The 21,699-nt window shown below is 73.0% G+C and carries 22 protein-coding genes; 6 read left to right on the top strand and 16 right to left on the bottom strand.

All coding sequences use genetic code 11. The features are described 5' to 3' along the window. Positions 1–335: 335 nt before the first annotated feature. Positions 336–1,070, bottom strand: a complete 735-nt coding sequence (locus KUM39_RS04590) for an SCO2207 family protein (protein WP_217784070.1) — start codon at positions 1,068–1,070, stop codon at positions 336–338. Between the two features lie 246 nt (positions 1,071–1,316). Further along, a complete protein-coding gene (locus KUM39_RS04585; RefSeq protein ID WP_217784069.1) occupies positions 1,317–1,676 on the bottom strand; it encodes an arsenate reductase family protein in 360 nt (119 codons plus the stop codon). A gap of 232 nt (positions 1,677–1,908) precedes the next feature. Between KUM39_RS04585 and KUM39_RS04580 the strand changes: the two genes are divergently transcribed. Continuing rightward, positions 1,909–2,223, top strand: a complete 315-nt coding sequence (locus KUM39_RS04580; RefSeq protein WP_217784068.1) for a hypothetical protein — start codon at positions 1,909–1,911, stop codon at positions 2,221–2,223. 305 nt (positions 2,224–2,528) lie between these two features. Here KUM39_RS04580 and KUM39_RS04575 read toward each other — a convergent pair whose 3' ends face one another. From KUM39_RS04575 to KUM39_RS04555, 5 genes are all read right to left on the bottom strand, one after another. After that, positions 2,529–3,725, bottom strand: a complete 1,197-nt coding sequence (locus KUM39_RS04575) for a winged helix DNA-binding domain-containing protein (protein ID WP_217784067.1) — start codon at positions 3,723–3,725, stop codon at positions 2,529–2,531. A 254-nt stretch (positions 3,726–3,979) separates the two neighbouring features. Continuing rightward, positions 3,980–4,564, bottom strand: coding sequence for a PspA-associated protein PspAB (gene pspAB / locus KUM39_RS04570; protein WP_217784066.1), 585 nt, complete (start codon positions 4,562–4,564; stop codon positions 3,980–3,982). A 166-nt stretch (positions 4,565–4,730) separates the two neighbouring features. Beyond that, positions 4,731–5,651 (bottom strand): zinc metalloprotease HtpX, encoded by a 921-nt coding sequence (gene htpX, locus KUM39_RS04565; protein WP_217784065.1) that lies wholly within the window; start codon positions 5,649–5,651, stop codon positions 4,731–4,733. A 125-nt stretch (positions 5,652–5,776) separates the two neighbouring features. Beyond that, on the bottom strand, positions 5,777–7,159 hold the full coding sequence (locus tag KUM39_RS04560; protein ID WP_246619584.1) for a hypothetical protein: 1,383 nt from the start codon (positions 7,157–7,159) through the stop codon (positions 5,777–5,779). Between the two features lie 12 nt (positions 7,160–7,171). Further along, positions 7,172–7,447 (bottom strand): SCO2583/SCO2584 N-terminal domain-containing protein, encoded by a 276-nt coding sequence (locus KUM39_RS04555; RefSeq protein WP_217784064.1) that lies wholly within the window; start codon positions 7,445–7,447, stop codon positions 7,172–7,174. A gap of 398 nt (positions 7,448–7,845) precedes the next feature. Between KUM39_RS04555 and KUM39_RS04550 the strand changes: the two genes are divergently transcribed. Continuing rightward, a complete protein-coding gene (locus KUM39_RS04550) occupies positions 7,846–8,100 on the top strand; it encodes a hypothetical protein (RefSeq protein WP_217784063.1) in 255 nt (84 codons plus the stop codon). Positions 8,101–8,195: 95 nt separating this feature from the next. Here KUM39_RS04550 and glnA read toward each other — a convergent pair whose 3' ends face one another. Continuing rightward, positions 8,196–9,605, bottom strand: coding sequence for a type I glutamate--ammonia ligase (gene glnA / locus KUM39_RS04545; protein ID WP_217784062.1), 1,410 nt, complete (start codon positions 9,603–9,605; stop codon positions 8,196–8,198). Positions 9,606–9,814: 209 nt separating this feature from the next. Here glnA and KUM39_RS04540 point away from each other — a divergent pair, with 209 nt between their 5' ends. Continuing rightward, a complete protein-coding gene (locus tag KUM39_RS04540; protein ID WP_217784061.1) occupies positions 9,815–10,282 on the top strand; it encodes an RDD family protein in 468 nt (155 codons plus the stop codon). A gap of 158 nt (positions 10,283–10,440) precedes the next feature. Here KUM39_RS04540 and KUM39_RS04535 read toward each other — a convergent pair whose 3' ends face one another. The 4 genes from KUM39_RS04535 to lipB all read right to left on the bottom strand — a co-directional run bounded on the left by KUM39_RS04535 (position 10,441) and on the right by lipB (position 13,628). Then, complete coding sequence (locus tag KUM39_RS04535) at positions 10,441–11,136, bottom strand: DUF4191 domain-containing protein (RefSeq protein ID WP_217784060.1); 696 nt, start codon at positions 11,134–11,136, stop codon at positions 10,441–10,443. 82 nt (positions 11,137–11,218) lie between these two features. After that, positions 11,219–11,416 carry an SCO2195 family GlnR-regulated protein gene (locus KUM39_RS04530; RefSeq protein WP_217784059.1) on the bottom strand — a complete coding sequence of 66 codons (198 nt, stop codon included), beginning with the start codon at positions 11,414–11,416 and terminating at the stop codon, positions 11,219–11,221. Positions 11,417–11,704: 288 nt separating this feature from the next. Next, positions 11,705–12,670, bottom strand: coding sequence for a lipoyl synthase (lipA, locus tag KUM39_RS04525; protein WP_217784058.1), 966 nt, complete (start codon positions 12,668–12,670; stop codon positions 11,705–11,707). 160 nt (positions 12,671–12,830) lie between these two features. Then, entirely contained in the window at positions 12,831–13,628 is a 798-nt protein-coding gene (lipB, locus tag KUM39_RS04520) for a lipoyl(octanoyl) transferase LipB (RefSeq protein ID WP_217784057.1), read from the bottom strand. Positions 13,629–13,891: 263 nt separating this feature from the next. On the opposite strand from lipB, the gene KUM39_RS04515 reads away from it, so the two are divergent. Then, positions 13,892–15,361, top strand: a complete 1,470-nt coding sequence (locus tag KUM39_RS04515) for an NsdA family TPR-like regulatory protein (RefSeq protein ID WP_217784056.1) — start codon at positions 13,892–13,894, stop codon at positions 15,359–15,361. 38 nt (positions 15,362–15,399) lie between these two features. Here KUM39_RS04515 and KUM39_RS04510 read toward each other — a convergent pair whose 3' ends face one another. Further along, positions 15,400–16,764, bottom strand: a complete 1,365-nt coding sequence (locus KUM39_RS04510; protein WP_217784055.1) for an NAD(P)/FAD-dependent oxidoreductase — start codon at positions 16,762–16,764, stop codon at positions 15,400–15,402. Positions 16,765–17,047: 283 nt separating this feature from the next. Next, the gene (locus KUM39_RS04505; RefSeq protein ID WP_217784054.1) at positions 17,048–17,944 is read right to left on the bottom strand and encodes a TIGR01777 family oxidoreductase; all 897 of its coding nucleotides are present in this window, start codon (positions 17,942–17,944) and stop codon (positions 17,048–17,050) included. A 268-nt stretch (positions 17,945–18,212) separates the two neighbouring features. Between KUM39_RS04505 and KUM39_RS04500 the strand changes: the two genes are divergently transcribed. Next, the gene (locus KUM39_RS04500; RefSeq protein WP_217784053.1) at positions 18,213–18,701 is read left to right on the top strand and encodes a GNAT family N-acetyltransferase; all 489 of its coding nucleotides are present in this window, start codon (positions 18,213–18,215) and stop codon (positions 18,699–18,701) included. A gap of 36 nt (positions 18,702–18,737) precedes the next feature. Here KUM39_RS04500 and KUM39_RS04495 read toward each other — a convergent pair whose 3' ends face one another. Further along, complete coding sequence (locus tag KUM39_RS04495; protein WP_217784052.1) at positions 18,738–19,931, bottom strand: MarP family serine protease; 1,194 nt, start codon at positions 19,929–19,931, stop codon at positions 18,738–18,740. 215 nt (positions 19,932–20,146) lie between these two features. Here KUM39_RS04495 and KUM39_RS04490 point away from each other — a divergent pair, with 215 nt between their 5' ends. Continuing rightward, a complete protein-coding gene (locus KUM39_RS04490) occupies positions 20,147–21,115 on the top strand; it encodes a peptidoglycan recognition protein family protein (RefSeq protein ID WP_217784051.1) in 969 nt (322 codons plus the stop codon). Here the strand turns inward: KUM39_RS04490 and KUM39_RS04485 are convergent. Beyond that, a complete protein-coding gene (locus tag KUM39_RS04485; protein ID WP_217784225.1) occupies positions 21,093–21,611 on the bottom strand; it encodes a DUF4240 domain-containing protein in 519 nt (172 codons plus the stop codon). The genes KUM39_RS04490 and KUM39_RS04485 overlap by 23 nt on opposite strands. Between the last annotated feature and the right edge of the window lie 88 nt (positions 21,612–21,699).

Genomic DNA, 21,699 nt, shown 5'->3' with positions numbered 1-21,699 from the left:
CGGGAAGCGGCGGGGGCGGTGCGGGATGCGGCGCTGGGTGAGAGGGGAAAGAGCCGCTGATCAGGGGCTCGGCGGGGATGGAGATGGCCGAAAAGGTGTCTCGGTATGCGGACATGGGGGTGCCGGGGGAGCATCCGGGCTGCGGAAAGGGGCGCTCGCCCTTGTGCGGCCGGGCATGCCCGAGAGGCGCTCGCCGTCGTGCGGTCGGGCATGCGGAAGGGCGCCCCCGCCGTGCGGTGGGCGCCCTTCACGCATCCGCCTCGTGGGGTACCGGGGGCGGGCGGCCCTTGCCCGACCGTCCGCCCCCGGCGGTTCTCACCGGCCCCGCTCCGCCGTCAGCCGATCTTCTCGATCAGCGCGCGCCGGATCAGGAACTTGCCCGGCTCACGGACCTGTTCGAAGGCCGCGTTGTTGAGGAGCGCACAACTCCCGGACACCGAGGTCACCTTGACCGTCGTGGACTTGTTGTTGTCCAGGTTGGTGACCTTCAGCGTCGTACCCGCCGGGAACTGGTTGCTGGACGCGGCCGGGGCGCCCGCCTCGCCGGAGAGGGTGATGGTGGAGCCGTTGCAGACCTGCTGACCGGAGGCGGCGCCGCCGCCCGCGTTGCCGTTGCCGCCCTGCTGGGCACCACCTGCCTGCTGCCCGGCCTGCGCGCCACCCTGCCCGGCCTGGCCCGCCTGCCCTGCCTGCCCCGCCTGGGAGTTCTGCCCCTGTGCCTGACCTTGCCCCTGTGCCTGACCTGCCTGGTCGGACTGGCCGACAGTGCAGCCGGACGCCTTCTGCTGGACCTTGATCTGCTCGATGACGGCCTCGCGGTTGGCGATGCGCGCCGAGGACTGCGCGTCCGGGGCGGTCTTCTGGCCCTCGATGAACCTCTGGTTGTTGCCGAGGGCGCTGGCGAGGCCCTGGCAGACGGTCGAGTCGCCCGCTGAAAGCGTCTTGGCGCCCTCGGGGCTCGCGGCGTTCGAGGTGGTCGCCACCGCGAAGGCACCGCCGCCCGCCACCGCCGCCGCGCCGACCAGCAGCGCGAGCTTCTTCTTGGGGCCGAGGGTCCGCCTGCGCGACATGCGCGCCTCCTGAGATGTTGGGGGGTGCGTACGCCGCTATGTACGGGCCTCCCGGCGCGGATGCTCAGCCCGTGCCGAGATTCCTCTCAAGTAACGTACGTCACAGGGGAGTTGGCGCACCCGCTGACATGCCCACCCAGGTCCACGAACTCTCTTGGTCCACGAACTCTCTTGGTCCACGAACCCCCTTGGCGCACAGCCCCCTTGGTCGTGGCCCGCGCCGTGTTGCCCTGCGCCGTGGCGCCGCTACCGGGACAGCGCCTCCCGTACGGCCTCCTCGCTGCGGGCGACCAGGGCGGTGCCGTCGGCGGCGGTGATGATGGGGCGCTGGATCAGCTTGGGGTGCTCGGCGAGGGCGGTGATCCACCGGTCCCGCGTCTCCGCGTCCCGCGCCCACGACTTCAGCCCGAGTTCCTTCGCCGCCACCTCCTGGGTGCGGACGATGTCCCACGGCTCCAGACCGAGGCGCGTGAGGACGTCCCTGATCTCACCCTCACCGGGCACGTCCTCCAGATAGCGGCGGACGGTGTATTCGGCACCCTCGGCGTCGAGGATCGTGAGGGCGCTGCGGCACTTGGAGCAGGCGGGGTTGATCCAGATTTCCATGCGGCCACGGTAGGGGACGCGGGGCGTCGAAGGCGGCTGGTGTTCGATTTGGTCGAGCCCTCTTCGAGTGGGGGTGAAACATGGGTGGCTGGTGGGAAAGTGGCTGCTCAAAGGGTATTTCGACGGGGCTCAACGGCTCCCCGATTGTCAGTGGGGAGCGGTAGAATTGACGTAATGTTCGAGGGAAGCGCCGGGGTGTCCGGAGGTTTCCCGCCGCGACAGGAGGATGCCCGTGCCCGCTGCCGCCCTGAAGCCCAAGCCGCTGCCCACCCAGTCCACTGCCCGTCGGCCCGTCCCGCTGGACTCGCCGTACGCTCCGGAGCCCAAGCGCCCGCTGCCCGCCGGTCGGCCCCGTGAGTGGTACGTCCGCCACAACCGCCGTCTCAAGGCCATGCGGCTGGCCATAGCCCTCCTCGACTCCGGCGTCTATCTCCCCGACCAGGCCCGTGACGAGACCATCCGCACCACCGCCGCCACCGTCGGCATCCACCCGCCGTCCCCGACGACGTGCCACATGGTGCGGGCGTTCATGCGCTACAACCGGTGAGGGCCCTGGTCCCGCAGTTCGGGGGGTGAACGGCGCCGGGTGCCTTCGGGGCACCCGGCGCCGGTGTGTCGGGGGCGCCGGTGTGATGTGGGGCGCGCTGCTTCTGTGCGGCGCTTCTGCGCGGCACGGCGGAGTGGATCGGCTCGGCCGGGACGGGAGTTGTCGGCCTGGCGGTGTCCGGCGGGTACGGTCCGGGACGCGGCGTCCCGACCCTCGCCCCCCCCGGGGCGCGGCGTCCCGGCCCTCGCCCCCCGGGGGCCTCCAAGCGCACGCTGCTCAGGCGGCGGGTCCCGGCGGAGTCGTCCTCATCCCGCCAACTCCCGCTCCCAGGGCGTCCGGAAGCGGGGCGTGACCCGTACGTCCCCCAGCCACCCCTGTAGCCGCGCGGCCTGTTCCGTGACCGCCCGCTCGGCCTCGCGGCGGAGGCCGGGGTCGGGGACGCGCCAGGCGATCTCACCGTCCGGGCGCTGGGCCCAGGCGCCGATCACCTGGCCGTTCCACCACACCGTGGGGCCGATGTTGCCGCTGCGGTCGAAGAGGTGGGGGCGGAGGCCGGGGGAGAGGTACCAGTCGCGGGCCTGCCAGCCCATCGCCGTGGGGTCGAGCCCCGGCAGCAGGGCCGCCCAGGGTTCGGAGGGCGCCGGGACCGGGGCGGTGTCGTCGGCGGTGACATACGCCGGGACCCGGCCGCCCGTGCCGTCGTCCACCGTGACCTCCCGCGCTCCGACCGCCGCGAGCGCGCGCCGCACCTCCGTGACCCGCCACCCCGTCCACCACTTGAGGTCCGCCTCCGTGGCGGGCCCGCACGCGCGCAGCCAGCGCCCCAGCAACTCCGCCTGGGCCGGGGCGGGTTCCAGCTCCGGGTGCGGTGGCGCGGGTGCCCAGGTGAACTGGCCGGACGTCCACGAGCCGAGCGGGCGCCCCCGTACGACCTTGCCCTCCACGCCGAGCAGCCGCAGCAGGCGGGAGGAGACGGTGTGGACCCCCTCGTAACTCTTCCCGGCCGCGTACGCGAACCGCTCGCCGAGGCGGGGTTCGTCGGCGGTGAGTTCGCTCGCCGTGGCCTGCCCCCGGCGGGCCAGCGCGGCCAGCAGCGAGCCTTCCACCTCCGCCAGCCAGGCCGCGTCCGGGGCGCCCGCGACCGCCATGTCCTTCACCAGCGCGGCCCGTGCGCGGGCGCCCACCACGAGGTTGGTCGAGGTGTGCACGACGCTGGTCAGCCCGGCCGGGAACACGAACACCGTGTGCCGCATACCGTGCATCCGCACCAGCGTCCGGTCCTCGTACAGCGCCCGCTCCGTCTCCGGTACCGCCTTCGCCGGATCGGCCAGCCGCGCCGCCACCGACAGGAACACCGTCGCCGGATCGCTCCCGTGCAGCGCCACCAGCGCCTCCGCGACCGCCTCCGGGGAGTCTCCCGGCGTTGCGGGGGCCAGCAGGTGCCGCACCCCCAGCCGCGCCCGCCGCTCCTCCCCACCGATGTGCCGCACCCCGCCACCCATCCGCGCCTCCTCACCCACCGCCCGCCGTACCCCTCGCGTCGGTGGTCGCGCACGGCACTGACAATCGGGTGGCTCCGGCGCGGGGCGTCGTGGGGGGAGCGCGGTACGGGACGTCGCGGGGTACGGGGTGTGGCCTCGGGTCCGCCGTCGCCCACGGGGTACGGCCTTGGGTCCGCTCGCGCCCGCAGGTCGCCGGGGCACCGTCGATGCCCGCCCCGTCCCCGCCGTACCCGCGCCCGGTTTGCGCCCCGCCCCTACAGCCCCGGCGCTCCCCACACCGGGAACCAGCGCCCGAGGTCCTGCTCGATCCGCAGATCTCCGGTGAGCGCCGCCTTCACCTGGAGTTCCAGCGGGCTGTCCCGGTGCTCGCCGCCGCTCGCCAGTGGGGCGAAGGGGTAGAAGGTGCCGCGCTTGTAGAGGTAGACGAGGGCGAGGCGGCGGCCTCGGTCGTCGGTGAAGCCGACGAGGGAGCAGAGGAGTTGGGGGCCGAAGCCGTTGACCTCCATCGAGCTGTTCACCGCGTGGAGATCGTTGACGAGCTGGGGGAGCTGGTCGGGTTCGCGGCTGGAGACCAGCCAGGAGTAGCCGTAGGAGTCGGTGCGCAGCTCCACCGGCGGGCCGGTGCGGTCGGCGTCCGCGTCCAGGAGGGCCTGCACCTCGCGGTGGGTCTGCTCGAACGCGGCACCCTCCACGGACGCGAAGCACACCGCGCCCTGCCCGGTCGGCCTGAACCCGGCCGCCGCCTCCAGCGTGATCGCCGCCGACGGCAACGCGAACAGCCGGTCCAGGTCCGGCGCCACCGGCTTCGTACGGCCCAGCAGGATGTCCAGCAGCCCCAACGCTCACTCCACCTTCCCGAGTCCCCGGCCGAAGGACGCGGGGAGTCACACCGTAGAACCCGTAGAACCCGTAGAACCTGTGGGACTCATGCGAATCTGTGGAACGCGTACAAACCCGTGGAACCCGTGACCCGTTTGCCCGGGCTCCTCCGCTCGGCTCCGCTGCTCAGCTCACCCCGTCCGGCTCCTCCGCCTCGCCCAGTTCCGTCGAGATGCGGCCGAGTTGGTCCAGGCGCTGTTGCAGGGTCGGGTGGGTGGAGAAGTAGCGCTCGATGCCGGGTTCCTTGCCCGCCGCGGGCGTGAAGTAGAAGGCGTTGAACGCCTGGGCGGTGCGCAGATCCTTGGTCGGGATGCGGGCGATCTCGCCGGAGACCTTGGTGAGCGCCGACGCGAGGGCCGAGGGGCGGCCCGTCAGGTGCGCGGCGGCGCGGTCGGCGGCCAGCTCGCGGTACCGGGACAGGGCGCGGATCAGCAGGAAGCTGATCGCGTACACGGCGACCGAGACACCGATCACGGCGGCGAAGACCGCGGCGGTGTTCTGGTCGCGGCGGCCCCCGCCGAAGAGGCTGGAGTAGAACGCGAACCGTACGATCAGGCCCGCGATCACGCCCAGGAACGACGCGATCGTGATCACCGCGACGTCCTTGTGCGCCACGTGCGAGAGCTCGTGCGCGAGGACGCCCTCCAGCTCGGCGGGCTCCAAGCGGCGCAGCAGGCCCGTGGTCACGCAGATCACCGCGTGATCGGGGTTCCGTCCGGTGGCGAACGCGTTCGGCATGTCCATGTTGGACACGGCCACCACCGGTTTCGGCATGTCCGCGATCGCGCACAGCCGGTCCACGACCGCGTGCAGCTCGGGATACTCCTCCCGCTCCACCACCCGCCCGTGCATGGCGAACGTGGCGATCCGGTCCGAGAACCAGAACTGCGCCACGAACAGCGCACCCATGATCACCACGACCATGATCCATGACTTCAGCAGCACGATCAGTGCCGCGATGAACGCCACGTACAGCAGTCCGAGCAGGAACATGGTGACCGTCATCCGCACGGTCAGCCGTCGGTCGCTCCTGAAGCGGCTTCGCATCTGCATCACCCCGCAGTCACGCACTCGTCCCACTGCCAGTGTGCACCCACCGACTCCCATTGGGCGGCCCCGGACAACCCAGGGCACAGCAAAGCTCCGCTCAAGGGCTGGTCGTACCGGAGGGCTCACGTCCCCCCACCACGGCGGGGCGGCCGCACCCGGGCCTGCGCATGCCTCCGCAGCCGCGCGTCCGCGTCCTCCACCAACTCCCGCGCCGCCCGCAGCCCCGCCTCGGGACCCTGGGCGGACAGCAGGCGGTACGCCGACACCCGTACGCACCGGGGCCGCCCCGGCGCCAGACGCGCCAGCAGCCAGGGCTCGGGCAGCAGTGCCGCCGACGGCAGCAGGGCGAGGGTGGCCTCGCGTACGACACCGGATGCCGGGTCGTCCAGCAGCGCGCGCATAAGTGATATGTCGTTCACGTCCAGCGCGCGCAGACCCGCCACCGCCCGGCTCCGGACGCCCGTGCTGGGGTGGTCCAGCAGGGCCCGCAGCGTCTCCGCGTCCGCCGTCCTGACCCCGCACTCAGCGAGACCGATCACGGCACCCGGCTCCAGCGTCGGGTCCGCGGGGTCGGCGCACCGCGCCCGGTACCAGGTGAGCGGATCACGCCCGTACTGCCGCAGCACGTACCGGGCGCAGGCCCGCACCAGGGCCGCCCGGTCCGCCAGATACGGCACCGCCGCGTCCGGCCGCCCCAGCCGCCGCAGCGCCGAAACCCCCGCGGCCCTTGCCTGCGTCGCGCTCGCCCCGAGCAGTGGGCCCAGCACGGCATCGGCGTCTGCCACTCCCGCCTTTGCCACGGCGGCGTCGGCACACCGGTCCCGGACGACCGGGTCGTCGTCACCGGCCGCCGCGCGGGCCAGCTCCACGGGCGTGAGCAGCCCTTCGTCCAGCGCGACGCCGTACGCGAACCGGCGCACGGCGGGGTCGGGGGAGCGGAGCAGCGCGGACCAGTCGGAGAGGGACGTGTGGCGCAGGACGCCGTCGAGCAGCGGAACGGCGAAGTCGCCGCGCAGCCGCAGGGACAGCCGTAGAAGGAGGGAGGCCATACCGATGACCACCGTGGCGTCCACCGCCGGGATGAGCGCCGCGCGAGCGGCCTCCCGCACGGGCTCCGCCCAGTCGGCACACCGTACGACGAGCAGCGGGGCCAGCGCCGGGTGCCCGGCGCCGGCCCGGACCGCGCGTTCGCGGAGCCGACCGTCGTGGTTGCAGAGTGCGAGGGCGAGCCAGGCGGTACCCGTGTCGGGCAGCGGGGCGTCGCGCAGGAGGGCGGTGGGCGAGGGGGCGTACGGAGTGTCCGGTGGGATGTGGGCCCACGGGGCACGAGCACCGGCGTCGAAGCCGAGCCAGTCGAGAGGGGTGCTCAGCTCTACGGCGCAGGCGTCTGCGGTGTACGTGTCGAGCGGGTCGTCGGAACCCACGTGTCCCTGGGCCACGGCGACCGACAGTCGGGCGGCGAGTCGGGCCCCGTGTTCGTGCGCGAGCCGTTGCCGCGTCTGCATGCCGGACACCGCTCAGTACCACCCGAGTGACCGGGCGTAGCCGAGGAGGGCTATCAGGGCGAGGATGCTGCCGAGCACGAGGGCGGTGGAGAGCCAGGAGGAACGGCGTGGTGGGCGGTGATCGGGGGCGGCGCGGAAGGGGGCCGGGTCGGGCGGGTTGTCGCGCCAGCGGGCGGCGAGCATGCGGGCGCGCGCCGAAGGCTCTTTGTACGGGGCGGACTTCGCCCACCGAAGATCGAACTCGCGCTCCCAGTCGTCCTGTTCGGACTTCTCCGTCTGCTCGGACATGCCGTGCCAACCTCTCTCACCCGGACCGGACGGGAGATCATCTCCCGTGACCGGGACCCACGGGAGGCCGGGATGGTTGTACGGCCGGGGCTGCGACATCCGCACTCGGGGCGAGGTGCCGAAATCCCCTGGTCGGGGCGTGTTTCCTGGGCGTACGGCGGGGTTGATCCGTCCGGATGCCGGGTGCTCCCCGGACGGCTAGCATCATCAATTGAGAGCCGCGCCGCAGGGTGTGCCAATGGTGACATTCCCCGGCCGTACCGGGGCGATCCCGTGCCCTGCATCCCCCATCCATGCGGCAACACCTACGACCGCGCCGGGCAGATCGCTCCGGTCCCGCGGCCATCCGTCCCGTACCGGCGCGAGCCGTACCGGGAGGATGGAAGGAGGGCAGTTCGATGAATGCACATCGTGCGAAGCGGCGTCTTGCCGCACTGTCGGCCGTCGGCGTGCTGCTGGCCGGCGGAGCAGCGGTGGGCGTGGCCGGCACCGCCTCGGCCGCACCCCAGCAGACCACCACGAACCGCGGCTGCTACAACGGCGGCGGCTGGTGGGGCAACAACTGCTACTACAACAACTTCTACAACCGCAGCGGCTTCTACAACAACTGGAACTACGGCAACACACCCGTGGTCGTAGTGGTCGTGGGCTGACCCCCGGGTCACCGAACACGACGGAGGGCCGCCGTCCCGGAGACCGGGGCGGCGGCCCTCACCACGAGTGCGCGGGCGCTCAGCGGCGCCCTCTGTCACACGTCGAAGTACAGCTCGAACTCGTGCGGGTGCGGGCGGAGCTGGAGGGGGGCGATCTCGGTGGTGCGCTTGAGGTCGATCCACGTCTCGATCAGGTCGGACGTGAAGACGTCGCCCTGGAGGAGGAACTCGTGGTCGGCTTCCAGGCGGTCGAGGACGGCGCCGAGGGAGGTGGGGACCTGGGCCACGTTGGCGTGCTCCTCGGGAGCCAGCTCGTAGAGGTCCTTGTCGATCGGCTCGGCCGGCTCGATCTTGTTCTTGATGCCGTCCAGGCCCGCGAGGAGCAGCGCGGAGAAGGCGAGGTACGGGTTGCCGGAGGAGTCGGGCGCGCGGAACTCGACGCGCTTGGCCTTCGGGTTGGAGCCGGTGATCGGGATGCGCATCGCGGCGGAGCGGTTGCGCTGCGAGTACACCAGGTTGATCGGCGCCTCGAAGCCCGGAACCAGGCGGTGGTACGAGTTCACCGTCGGGTTGGTGAACGCCAGCAGCGACGGGGCGTGCTTGAGGATGCCGCCGATGTAGTAGCGGGCGGTGTCCGACAGGCCCGCGTAACCGGCCTCGTCGTAGAAGAGGGGAGAGCCGCCGGTCCACAGGGACTGGTGGACGTGCATGCCCGAGCCGTTGTCACCGAAGATCGGCTTCGGCATGAAGGTCGCGGTCTTGCCGTTGCGCCAGGCCACGTTCTTCACGATGTACTTGAAGAGCTGGAGGTCGTCCGCGGCGGCGAGCAGCGTGTTGAACTTGTAGTTGATCTCCGCCTGACCGGCCGTGCCGACCTCGTGGTGCTGGCGCTCGACCTTCAGGCCCGCCCGGTCCAGCTCCAGGGAGATCTCCGCGCGCAGGTCCGCGAAGTGGTCCACCGGCGGCACCGGGAAGTAGCCGCCCTTGTAGCGGACCTTGTAACCCCGGTTGTTCTCCAGCGCACCGGTGTTCCAGGCGCCCGCCTCGGAGTCGATGTGGTAGAAGGACTCGTTCGCGGAGGTGGCGAAACGCACCGAGTCGAAGACGTAGAACTCCGCCTCCGGACCGAAGTACGCGGTGTCCGCGATACCGGTCGAGGCGAGGTACGCCTCCGCCTTCTTCGCCACGTTGCGCGGGTCGCGGGAGTACTGCTCGCCCGTGATCGGGTCGTGGATGAAGAAGTTGACGTTCAGCGTCTTGTCGCGGCGGAAGGGATCGACACGGGCCGTGGACAGGTCGGCGCGCAGCGCCATGTCCGACTCGTGGATCGCCTGGAAGCCACGGATCGACGAACCGTCGAAGGCCAGCTCCTCGTCCGGGTCGAACGCCTCGACGGGCACCGTGAAGTGCTGCATCACGCCCGGCAGGTCGCAGAAGCGGACGTCAACGAACTTGACGTCCTCGTCCGCGATGAACTTCTTGGCCTCGTCGGCGTTCTGGAACATCCAGCTCCTCCTACTCCCGACCGTGCCGCCGGGGTGGTAGATCGTGCGTGCGGCCAGTGCGGTGGCCCACGGTGCCCTCGACCCTAGGGACGGGTGATTTCTCGGGCGTGACTCGTTTGTTTCACAGAAGTTAACCGGCCGCCCGACCGGTGCGGCCCCGCCACACCCCTGCGCGCCTACCCGGATTTCCGGCCGGTTACCGTGGACGGGTGGACAACAGGCAAGCAATCGGATCGTGGCTCTCGGGCCCGCGTGCCGCGATGGAGGACGCCGGGGCCGACTTCGGCTACCGGGGCCGTCAGCTCGGGCTGCCCGAGGACGGGCCGAACTCACTGGCCCGCCCCGGCCGACGGCTCGGCGCACTCGCCGTGGACTGGGCGCTGTGCGTGCTCATCGCATACGGCCTGATCACGCACGGTAAGGGGCACGACACCAGCAACTGGACGCTGCTCGTCTTCTTCGTGCTGAGCGTCCTCACCGTCGGCACCCTCGGCTCCACCCCCGGCAAGCGCCTCTTCGGCATCCGTGTCGTCGCCCTGCGCACCGGCACCGTCCAGCCCGCCCGCGCCCTGCTCCGTACCGTCCTGCTCTGCCTCGCCGTCCCCGCCCTCATCTGGGACCGCGACGGCCGCGGCCTCCACGACCGGCTGGCACAGACGGTGGAGGTACGGGTCTGAGGCACACGGGGCCCGGCGGCTCCGGGGTTCCCGAGAGGGGGCTTCCCGAGCCGGGGCTTCCCGAGCGGGGGCTCGCCGCCGCTCCCCGTCCGACCGGCAACGACAAGGGGCGCCCGGAATGATCCGGGCGCCCCTTGTCGTACGGCTGGACCGACCGGCTAGCGGTTCGGGCCCTTCGGCATGCGCATCCCCTTGGGCATGGGGCCCTTGGGGAGTGGCATGTTCTTCATCAGGTCGCCCATCGCGCGGAGCCGGTCGTTGGTGGTGGTCACCTGGGGGCCGGTCAGCACGCGGGGGTACTTCAGCATGGTGGTGCGGAGCTTCTTCAGCTCGGTCTGGCCCTCGCCGGTGCCGACGATGACATCGTGCACGGGGACGTCCGCGACGACCCGGTTCATCTTCTTCTTCTCGGCGGCCAGCAGGCTCTTCACCCGGTTCGCGTTGCCCTCGGCGACCAGGACGATACCGGCCTTGCCGACCGCCCGGTGCACCACGTCCTGGCTGCGGTTCATCGCCACCGCCGGAGTCGTCGTCCAGCCCCGGCCGATGTTGTCCAGGACCGCCGCGGCCGCGCCCGGCTGGCCCTCCATCTGCCCGAACGCGGCCCGCTCGGCACGGCGGCCGAACACGATCGCGGCGGCGAGGAGGCCCACCAGGAGACCGGCGATGCCCAGATAGACCGGGTGGCCGACCAGGAAGCCGACCACGAGGAAGACCGCGAGCGTGCCGAGTCCGACGCCCGCGAGAACAAGACCGATCAACTTGTCGATCTTGCGGGTCATCTTGTACGTGAGAGCGATCTGCTTCAGTCGCCCTGCGTTCGCGGGATCAGCCGCGTTTTCCTTCCTCGCCATGCCAGGAAGTCTACGTGTCGCCGGGAGTGCCTTCGACGGCAGTGCCCGGCCGGGCGGGCGGAGGCGGACGAGCCGCGCGGTTTCAGGGGCGTACGGCCGCCCGGTCGAGCACGCGCTCGGTCTCCACCCGGTCCTTGGCGCGGCGGCGGTCCTCCTGCACGGAGGTCCACGCGTTGCGGCGGGCGGTGCGCTGGCCGCTGCTCATCAGCAGCGACTCCACGGCGCGGAGAGTGTCGGTGAACGACGGGATGGCGGTGGCACGGACCGGCACGGCCTGCATGATCCAGGTTCCCCTCGGGGCGGGTGATCCACGAAACGTGATTCCAGAGTCACTGACTGGTGTTACCAGGACGTGACCGACCGGTCAAACGCCCATGAATCCTTGCCGGGCGGCCCCTGTCGGCCCCGGAACGCCGACGCGGCCCCGGTCGTCGCCCTCATCTGCGAGGACGGCCGGGGCCGCGCCGAATCGGCCACTACTGGCCGGTAGTTACTTGTGCGGGAGTTCACACGGCTGGCGTGCCGCCGTACGGGACCGCCCGCCGGGCGTGACTCCCGGACCGGGGAGTCAGACCGCCTGCGTGGCCACGAACCCGCCGCGCTTCTCGACGGCCATCTGGTACAGCCGCCCCGCGCGGTACGAGGAGCGGACCAGCGGGCCGGACATGACGCCGGAGAAGCCGATCTGCTCGGCCTCCTCCTTCAGCTCCACGAACTCGTGCGGCTTCACCCAGCGCTCGACCGGGTGGTGCCGTACGGAGGGGCGCAAGTACTGCGTGATGGTGATCAGCTCGCAGCCCGCCTCGTGCAGCTGGCGCAGCGCCTCACCGACCTCCTCGCGGGTCTCGCCCATGCCGAGGATCAGGTTGGACTTGGTGACCAGGCCGTAGTCGCGGGCCTCGGTGATGACCTTCAGCGAACGCTCGTAGCGGAAGCCGGGGCGGATGCGCTTGAAGATGCGCGGCACCGTCTCCACGTTGTGCGCGAAGACCTCGGGGCGGGAGCCGAAGACCTCCGCGAGCTGCTCCGGGACCGCGTTGAAGTCGGGGGCCAGCAGCTCGACCTTGGTACGCCCGGCCGGGCGCTCGGCGGTCTGCGCGTGGATCTGGCGCACGGTCTCCGCGTACAGCCAGGCACCGCCGTCCTCCAGGTCGTCGCGGGCGACACCGGTGATCGTGGCGTAGTTCAGGTCCATCGTGACCACGGACTCGCCCACGCGGCGCGGCTCGTCGCGGTCCAGCGCCTCGGGTTTGCCGGTGTCGATCTGGCAGAAGTCGCAGCGCCGGGTGCACTGGTCGCCGCCGATGAGGAAGGTCGCCTCGCGGTCCTCCCAGCACTCGTAGATGTTCGGGCAGCCGGCTTCCTGGCAGACCGTGTGCAGGCCCTCGCTCTTCACGAGGTTCTGCATCTTCGTGTACTCGGGACCCATTTTCGCCCGGGTCTTGATCCACTCGGGCTTGCGCTCGATGGGGGTCTGGCTGTTGCGGACCTCCAGGCGCAGCATCTTGCGTCCGTCGGGTGCGACTGCGGACACGGCCGGCTCCCTGCTGATTGCGTGAGTTGTCTTCGAATCTTCGGCGTACACCAGCGTACGCCCGTGTTTACGGAGTCCTGTCGGGGAGGCCAACCCCACTGCCGCAGGTGGCATTCCCGCGGGTGGGGCGGGTCTCCGGGGCAGGGGCGGGTGTTCCGGGTCAGACGGCCGCCCGGTCGATCTCGCGCGGCCTGAGGTCCGCGTCGCCGAGGACGTCCCGCAGGTGCCGTTCGACCACCGGCAGCACGTCCTCCACGCCGATGTCCCGGCCCAGCTCGTTCGCCAGCGAGGCGACGCCCGCGTCCCGGATGCCGCACGGGATGATCCGGTCGAACCAGCGGTTGTCCGGGTTCACGTTGAAGGCGAAGCCGTGCATGGTGACGCCCTTGGCGACGCGGATGCCGATCGCGGCGATCTTGCGGTCCTCGCGGCGCTGGCCCGCGTTGGACGGCGCGTACTCCGGGCCGTTGAGGCGCGGGTCGAACTCGTCGTCGGCCAGCCGGGGGTCGAAGTCGAGCGAGAGGCCGCCCAGCGCGGCCCGCCGCTCCACCGGGTCGCCCAGCACCCAGACCCCACTGCGCCCCTCGACGCGGCTGGTCTCGACGCCGTACTCGGCGCAGGTGCGGATCAGCGCCTCCTCCAGGCGGCGGACATGGGCGACCACGTCCACCGGGCGGGGCAGCTTCTGGATCGGGTAGCCGACCAGCTGGCCGGGGCCGTGCCAGGTGATCTTGCCGCCGCGGTCCACGTCGATCACCGGTGTGCCGTCCAGCGGGCGTTCGCTCTCCGCCGTACGGCGGCCCGCCGTGTAGACCGGCGGATGCTCCACCAGCAGCACGGTGTCGGGGACCTCGTCGGCGAACCGGGCCGCGTGCACCCGGCGCTGCTCGTCCCACGCCTCCTGGTAATCCACGGCGTCCGCGCCGAACCCCATACGGACGAACCGCAACTCGCTCACGGCAAGCGCCTCCCTCAGCGGACCGGACGGCGGACCCGGCGCCGGGCCCCACGTCAGGCGCGTCGCGCGCCCACGCCACTGTACGTCCGATCGGAGTACGTCAGCCCTGCGGCCAATCCTCACACGATCGGATGAATGCCGGACGAAGTGTGCGGGCGCTTGTTCACTCTCCGCTACATTCGCGCCGTCCATGAGGCCATTACGGCTGCTCACAGGCGTCCGGGCAGTTCAGCAGGCCCGGAAGGCAGGAGACCGCACAGCAGATGACGGACCGACCCGCGCAGCGCACCCCCAACCGCCAGCTCGCCACGCTCATCGCGGAGGCGGGGTTCTCCAACGCGGGTCTGGCCCGTCGAGTGGACCAGCTCGGTCTGGAACACGGGCTGGACCTCAGATACGACAAGACCTCGGTGACCCGCTGGCTGCGCGGCCAGCAGCCCCGCGGCACCACGCCCGCCCTGATCGCCGAGGTGTTCACGCGCCGTCTCGGGCGTCGGCTCACCGCGCAGGACCTCGGCCTCGACGCGTGCGCCCCCGTCTACGCCGGGCTGGAGTTCGCCGCCACCTCGGAGGAGGCCGTCGAGATCGTCGCGGGGCTCTGGCGCAAGGACTCCGGCAGCCACACCGAGCTGCGGAAGATCGCCTTCACCCCGGCCGGGCTGGTGGTGCCCAGCCGGGACTGGCTCATCGGCAAGGCCGACGACCGGGTGGCACGCGAGCCCGCGCCCCGCGTGCCCGCCCAGCTCCGGCCCACCACCGCACGCGGCGCGACCGACCCGCTGCTGCCCGGCGCCGCCCGGCCGCGGGTGGCCGCCGTCCGGCTGCCCGGACACCGGGTCACCGGCGGCGACATCGCCGCGCTGCGCTCGGTCGGGGACCTCTTCCGCACCCTCGACGACGCCTACGGCGGCGGTCACGCCCGGCAGGCGCTGGTCCGCTATCTGGAGCACGAGTGCGAGCCGATGCTGCGCGGCTCCTACGACGAACACACCGGCCGCCGTCTGTTCGGCGCCGCCGCCGACCTCACCCGGCTCGCGGGGTGGACCTCGTACGACATCGGGGCGCACGGGCTCGCCCAGCGGTACTTCGTCCAGGCGCTGCGGCTCTCGCAGGCCGCCGGGGACCGGGCCTACGGGTCGTACGTCCTGGTCACCATGAGCCGACAGGCCGTCCATCTCGGGCACGGGCGCGAGGCGGTGCAGCTGGCGCGGGTCGCGCAGCAGGGCGCGGGCAGCGGGGCCACGGCCGCCGTCCAGGCCATGCTGCACGCGGCCGAGGCGCGGGCGCACGGGGTGATGGGGGAGGTGCGGGCGTGCACCGGCGCACTCGTGCGTGCCGAGCGCGCGATGGAGGCCGCCCGGCCCGGGGACGAGGTGCCGCACTGGGCGCGCTCCTTCGACGAGGCCCAGCTCGCGCACGAGTTCGCGCACTGCCACCGCGATCTCCAGCAGTTCCGTGCCGCCGCGCAGTACGCCGAGCGTTCCCTGCAACTCCGCGCCCCCGGCCACGCCCGCAGCCGCCTGCTCTGCCGCGTCGTCCTCGCCACCGCCCGGCTCGGCCTCGGCGAACTCGACGCGGCCTGCGCCCTCGCCGCCGAAGCCGCCGCCCAGGCCGCCGAGATGCGCTCCGTCCGCGCGGTGGAGTACGTCCGTGACTTCGAGCGCCGTCTGGAGCCCTACCGCGACGGCGCGCCCGCACGGGGGTACCGGGAGCGGGTGGCCGCGCTGAGCTGAGGAGGGCGCGGGGGCCGGGGTGCCTGCCGGGGGCCTTCCTACGCCGCCCTCGGCAGGGGAGCCTCCGTCTCGGGGCCGGAGGCGTGCGCGCCGAGGTCGGAGAGGATCGCGGCGGCGGCGCGGCGGGCGGAGTGGAGGGCGCCGTCGGGGCCACCGGTGTCACGGTGGTCGCCGCAGACGTAGAGCCCGGCGAGGAGGCGGACCGGGCGGTGCGGGTCGTACGGGGGCCGCAGAGCCGGAACCGCGTCCCGGGTGTGATGCACGGCCAGCGTCTCCCAGCGGCGCGTGGACGTGCCGTAGAGACGGGAGAGGTGGGTCCGGACGGCGGTGTCCACGTCGTCCGGCGGGGTGCCCAGCACGGTGGAGGAGATCAGCAGCCGCCCGGCCGGGGCGCGGCTCGGGTCCACCGCGCTGACCACGGCCGTGTGCGCGACCGGACCGCCCCGGTCGGCGTCCAGCAGCAGGGAGCGCCCGGCGGCGAACGCGGGCGCCGGATCGTCGGTGGTGTGGTGGACCACGGTCACCGGGTGGAAGTCCGGCACCCGCAGCCCCGGCAGCAGGACGGCCGCCGCGCGCGCGTCGGTCGCCAGCAGCACCGCGCGGCAGTGGAACTCCCCGTGGTCGGCGGTGGCCACCGCGGTCGTGGAGACCGAGGTGACCCGGACCCCCGTACGGACCGTACCCGGCGGCAGCGCGCGGGCCAGCAGCTCCGGCACCGCCTCCGCGCCCCCCTCCGGCACGCACAGCCCACCGCCCGCGAAGGCGCGCAGCGCGAGGTCGGCGGCGCGGCTGGACGAGGTCAGCGCCGGGTCCGACAGCAGGGCGGCGAGCAGCGGACGCAGGAATCCGGCGACCGTGCGGGCCGGAATCCCGCGCGCGGCGAGCGCCTCGGCGGCGGGGAGTTCGGGGCGGGCCAGCAGCCGGTCCACCGGGGTGGCGGCGAGCCGCCCCAGGGCGGCGCCCAGCCGGGCCTGGTCCATCGCGCCCCCCGCCGGGGCCGTACCGCCCCGGCCGGACACCGCCGTACCGCCCCTGGGGGCGCTCGCCAGGGCGCGCACGGCATGAAGTGCGCCCCTCGCGCTCCCCGCGTTCACCGGGGCGCCCGCGCGGTGCGTACGGCCGTCGCGGTGCAGCAGGACGCCCGGCGCGTACGGGCGCAGCGGCAGGGAGCCGAGGCCGGGGGTGCGGCCCAGCTCGGTGCCGGACGTGGACAGCACCTGCCCGACGCGGTCGAGCCGGAAGCCGTCCACCTTCTCCGTCGCCATCCGGCCGCCCGCGCAGGGGGCGGCCTCCAGGACTACGGTCGTCACTCCCGCGCTGGTGAGCCGATGAGCCGCCGCGAGTCCGGCGACCCCGGCCCCCACGACGACGACGTCCACCTGGCGGTTCGCGGGCTCAAGCACGAGGCCCTCCTGTGATCACACGGCCGCCGGAGGCGTACTGCCCCCAACGGGCTCCAGGGATAACCGAGTTCGGATCGAGGTTCGGATCGAGACTAGGTCCGTGATCGGGCAGGGGCAGTCGCGCATCGACAGGGCACGGTCGCACGGCGGTCGCATGAGGGCCGGGTGCGGCCGGAGCGGGCCGCACCCGGTCGCAGGGAGGCGGTCGTACGGGGACGGGGCAGCGTGGACCCTCGGCCCCCGTCACCACCACCCGACCCGCTCCGGCCCCCCTCACGCCGACTCACCGCGCCGCGCGGATCGCCTCGTCGATACCGGGGAACGCGAACGTGAAGCCCGACTCCAGCAGCCTCCTGGGGACGACCCGCTGACTGCCCAGCACATCCCCGGCCAGTTCCCCGAGCACCGTACGGAGCACGGCGGCGGGCACCGGGAAGAGGGCGGGCCGGTGCAGCACCCGCGCCATCGCCTCGGTGACCTCACGGTTGGTCAGGGGCTCGGGCGCGGTCAGGTTGAACGGGCCGGACAGCCCGTCGTGGTCGATGAGGTGGCGGATCGCGGCGACCTCGTCGTGCAGGGCGATGTACGACCAGAACTGCCGCCCGTCGCCCAGGCGCCCGCCGAGGCCCGCCCGGAACAGCGGGAACAGCCGCCCCCACGCCCCGCCACCGCGCGCGACCACCAGACCCGTGCGCGCGTACGCCGTCCGTACGCCCGCCTCGGCCGCCGGGTGCGCGGCCTCCTCCCACTCCACGCACACCGAGGGCAGGAAACCGTCACCGGGCGGCGCGTCCTCGTCCACCGCGCGGTCCCCGGTGTCGCCGTAGAAGCCCATCGCGCTGCCGTTCACGAAGACACGCGGCGGGGTGTCCAGCGCGGCCACCGCCTCCGCGAGCGCCGCCGTGCCGAGCACCCGGCTGTCCCGGATCAGCCGCTTGTACTCCGGCGTCCAGCGCCGGTCCCCGATCCCCGCGCCCGCCAGGTTCACCACCGCGTCACAGCCCACCAGCCCGGCCGTGTCCACCCGCTGCCGCTCCGGGTCCCACCGCACCTCGTCCGCCCCACGCGGCTCCCGCCGCACCAACCGCACCACCTCATGCCCGTCTGCGGCCAGCGACCGCACCAACGCCCCACCGATCAACCCGGACGCCCCGGCCACCACGATTCGTGAACGCTCCATGCGCCCCATACTTCCCCCTCGCGCCGAAAGCGATCAGCCGCACGCGACCGACACGCCCCCGGACGCCGCCCAGGCCGACCAGGGCCTGTCTTCACACTCCCCTCTGCCCCGCGACGCCCGGCACGCCCTCTCGCCGCACCGGCCGCGACCCCGAGTACGGCCCAGTACGAGGGATCACGGCCGGCACGCCGAGAGCACGCACCGGACGCCGCGGGGCCGTCCTCCGGACGACGAGGCGAGTTTGAAGACAGGCCCTACAGTGACCGCCATGTCAGCACCGCTCATACGCCACGCCCGTCAGGAAGACGAAGCCGTGCTTGCCGCGCTCGACCGGGAGGTGTGGTCGCCGTTGCACGCGGTGCTGCCGGAGCCGAGGCCGCCGTATCCGCCGTTCTTCGACGCACGGCATCAGCCGGTGGACCATCTGGTCGCGGAGGTGGACGGGCGGGTGGCCGGGTATGTCCGGCTGGTGCCGCCGACGCGGCTGGCGTCCAACGCGCATGTGCGGCAGATCCAGGGGTTCGCCGTGGCCGAGGCGGCGCGCGGCCGGGGTGCCGGGCGGGCGCTGTTGCGGGGGGCGCTGGAGGAGGCGCGGCGGCGGGGGGCGCGGCGGGTCACGTTGCGCGTCCTCGGGCACAACACGCCCGCCCGGCGGCTCTACGAGTCGGAGGGCTTCGCCGTCGAGGGCGTGCTCCCCGGTGAGTTCCGTGTGGGCGGCGACTACGTGGACGACGTGCTCATGGGGCGTTCCGTCTGAGCCCTCCGAGCCCTCCGAGCCCGCGGGGCGTTTTCGCTACGACGTGATCAGCCGCCCCGTGTCCACCGGAACCGTCGCCGTCGCGCCCCGGCTCGCGTCGGCGGCGACCTCGTCGGCGGTCAGGACGTACCCCGTCTCCGCGTCGGAGGTGGAGCGGGCGAAGACGACGCCGTAGACGCGGCCCTCGGTGGTGAGGAGGGGGCCGCCGGAGTTGCCGGGGCGGACGGTGGAGCGGATGGAGTAGATCTCGCGGGTGACCGTGCGGTCGCTGTAGATGTTCTGGCCGGTGGCCTCCACCCGGCCCGCGACGGTCGCCGCCTGGAGATCGAGGCTGCCGTCCTGCGGATACCCGGCGACCACCGCCGAGTCGCCGCGCGCCGCGCCCGTGTCGAAGCGGAGCACCGGCGCGCGCAGACCGGGGACGTACAGCACGGCCACGTCCCGGTTCGGGTCGAACAGCACCACACGGGCCGCGTACGACTGCCCGACCCCGCCGACCCGCACCGTGGGATGCGCGATGCCCGCCACCACGTGCGCGTTGGTCATCACACGCTGCGGGGCGAAGACGAAACCGCTGCCCTCCCGCCCCTCGTCACCGGCCGCACCCTCGATCTTCAGCGTGCTGCGCTGCGCGGCGGCCGTCGCGGCCGGGGTGACGCTGTCCCCGGTGGGCCGCGCCACCTGCGCCGTCGATTCGTTCTCGAACGGGTTGAACACCTGCGGGAACCCCGCCTCGGTCAGCGCCGAGGTGGCCCGCGAGAACCACACCGGGGTCGTCTCCGGCATGGTGCGCTGCACCGCCCCCAGCAGCGAGGAGTTCCGGATCGCCGTGGACAGCAGCGGGGAGGAGGAGGCGGCCAGCACACTCGCCGCGACCCACGCCACCAGCAGCACCGCGACCGCGTTGGCCGCCGCGCCCCCTATGCCGTCCACGACCCGCAGCGGACCCCGGCCCGCCCGGTCCAGCTGACTGCGCAGCCGCAGCCCCAGCCGTCCCGCCAGCTCGTGCCCCACCATGCCCGGCACCAGCACCGTCACCACCGCGAGCACCGTCGCCTGCGTGGTGCCGCGCTCCACCAGCGTCATCACCCAGGGCAGCGCCCACACCCCGACGGCCGCGCCGCCCACGAACCCGGCCAGCGACAGACAGCCCGCCAGCAGGCCGCGCCGGTACCCGGACGCCGCGTAGAGCAGGATCACCAGCGCGAGCAGCAGATCGAGCAGATCCACGGAGCCGCCTTTCACTCGGACGCCCGGAACGGGCTCGGGGCGCCCCTGGACGGACCGGGACCCACGGCCCCGACGATCGGACGGGGCGCCCTCCGGGACCGCACGACGGCCGGAGAACTCCCTATGTCCCCAAACGTCCGCCACCCGGCCGATGGTTCCACCAGGTGGCAGATCACACATCGCGGGCCGCGCCGCGCCGCCCGACAGTGAGCATCATGCGTGTCTTCCGAAGATCGCCGGCGGCGCGGCGGCAGGGGACCGTGCGGGTCCCCGGAGCGCTGCTGGTGCTGCTGGGGTGCCTGCCCGGCCTGGCCGCCGTCGTCGCGCTCGCCCTGTGCGCGCGCGGCGTCGAGCGCCCCGCCGCCGTCCCCCTCGCCCGCCCCGCCGCCGTCCCGGCACCGGCCCACCCGGCGCCCCGGCCGCGCATCGTGCCCCGGTCCGTCTGGCTCGCCACCGCCCCGGTCCTGCCCAGCCAGCCCCCGCCGCGCTACGACGACAAGGTGGTCGCCGTCTTCGTCCACCACACCGACTCGCCCAACGGGTACGACTGCGCCGACGCGCCCCGCATCATCCGCGCCCTCTACACCGGCCAGACCGGCCCCCGCAGCTGGGACGACATCGGCTACAACTTCCTGGTGGACCGCTGCGGCACCGTCTACGAGGGCCGCGCGGGCGGTGTGGACCGGGCCGTCACCGGCGCCCACACCCAGGGCTTCAACCACCGTACGGCGGGCATCGCCGCGCTCGGCACCTTCACCTCCGGAGTGCCCGTACCGCGCGCCATGACCGACGCCATCGCCGCCGTCGCCGCCTGGAAACTGGGCCTCGCCGACGTGGACCCCCGCTCCACCGCGCACCTCGTCTCCAGCAACGACCTCAGCCGCTTCAAGGCGGGCACCGGTGCCACCCTGCCCGCCGTCGCCGGACACCAGGACGGGTACATGACCAGCTGCCCCGGCGCCGCCCTCACCGCCCGCCTCCCGGAGATCCGGCAGCAGGCGGCCCGCCTCCAGGGCCGTACGGTCACCGGCACCGCCGAGCCGAAGGCGCCCGTCTCCGCGAGCCCGGCCCGCACCGCCCCGGCCGCCTCTCCCGTCAGCTCCCCGGCCGTCGCGCACGACCCCGCGGACACCGGACACGGAACGCCCGCCGCCGCCGCCGTCAGTCCCGGAACCGGGAGGTGAGCCGCGGGTACAGCTCGGCCAGCGTCGCGTCGTCCTCGAAGTCCACCGGGGTGCCCTCCGGCTCCGGCGGGGCGGGCGCGATGCCGAGATCCGGGGCGACCGTGCCGGTCAGCTCCTCGTACGCCTCGTCGGCCGCGAACCCCAGCTCCTCGCCGTCCCCGTCGATCTCCTCGTCGAACTCCGCCAGCAGCTCCGCCAGGGAGTCCGGGGCGTGCAGGGCGCCCTCGAAGACCTCCCGGCCCTGACCGATCAGCCAGCACCGGAACGAGTCGAAGACGTCGTCGCTCGCCCCGTCCAGCAGCACCCAGGCCGCGCCCCACAGGTCCCAGTGGTAGGCACGGTTGTAGCGGGCCTCGAAATGCCGGGCGAAGTCCAGGACCAGCTCCGGGTCGAGCTGGAGCAGCCGGTCCACGAGCGCGTCCGCCTGGTCCTCGGGGTCGCCCCCGGCGGCCTCGCGGCTGGTGTCGATCAGCTCCCAGAACTCCGTCTCGTCCATCACGCACACCAGCATCGGGCCTCGGCCGGACGGGCGCACGCGGAGTGCGGCGGTTCGTCACACGATCTCCCTCACCGCGCACGCGGCC

It is taken from the genome of Streptomyces corallincola (assembly GCF_019104725.1).
Lineage (GTDB): Bacteria > Actinomycetota > Actinomycetes > Streptomycetales > Streptomycetaceae > Streptomyces > Streptomyces corallincola.
Note: the sequence above shows the minus strand (reverse complement) of the source record. Positions and strands in the feature narration are given on the sequence as shown.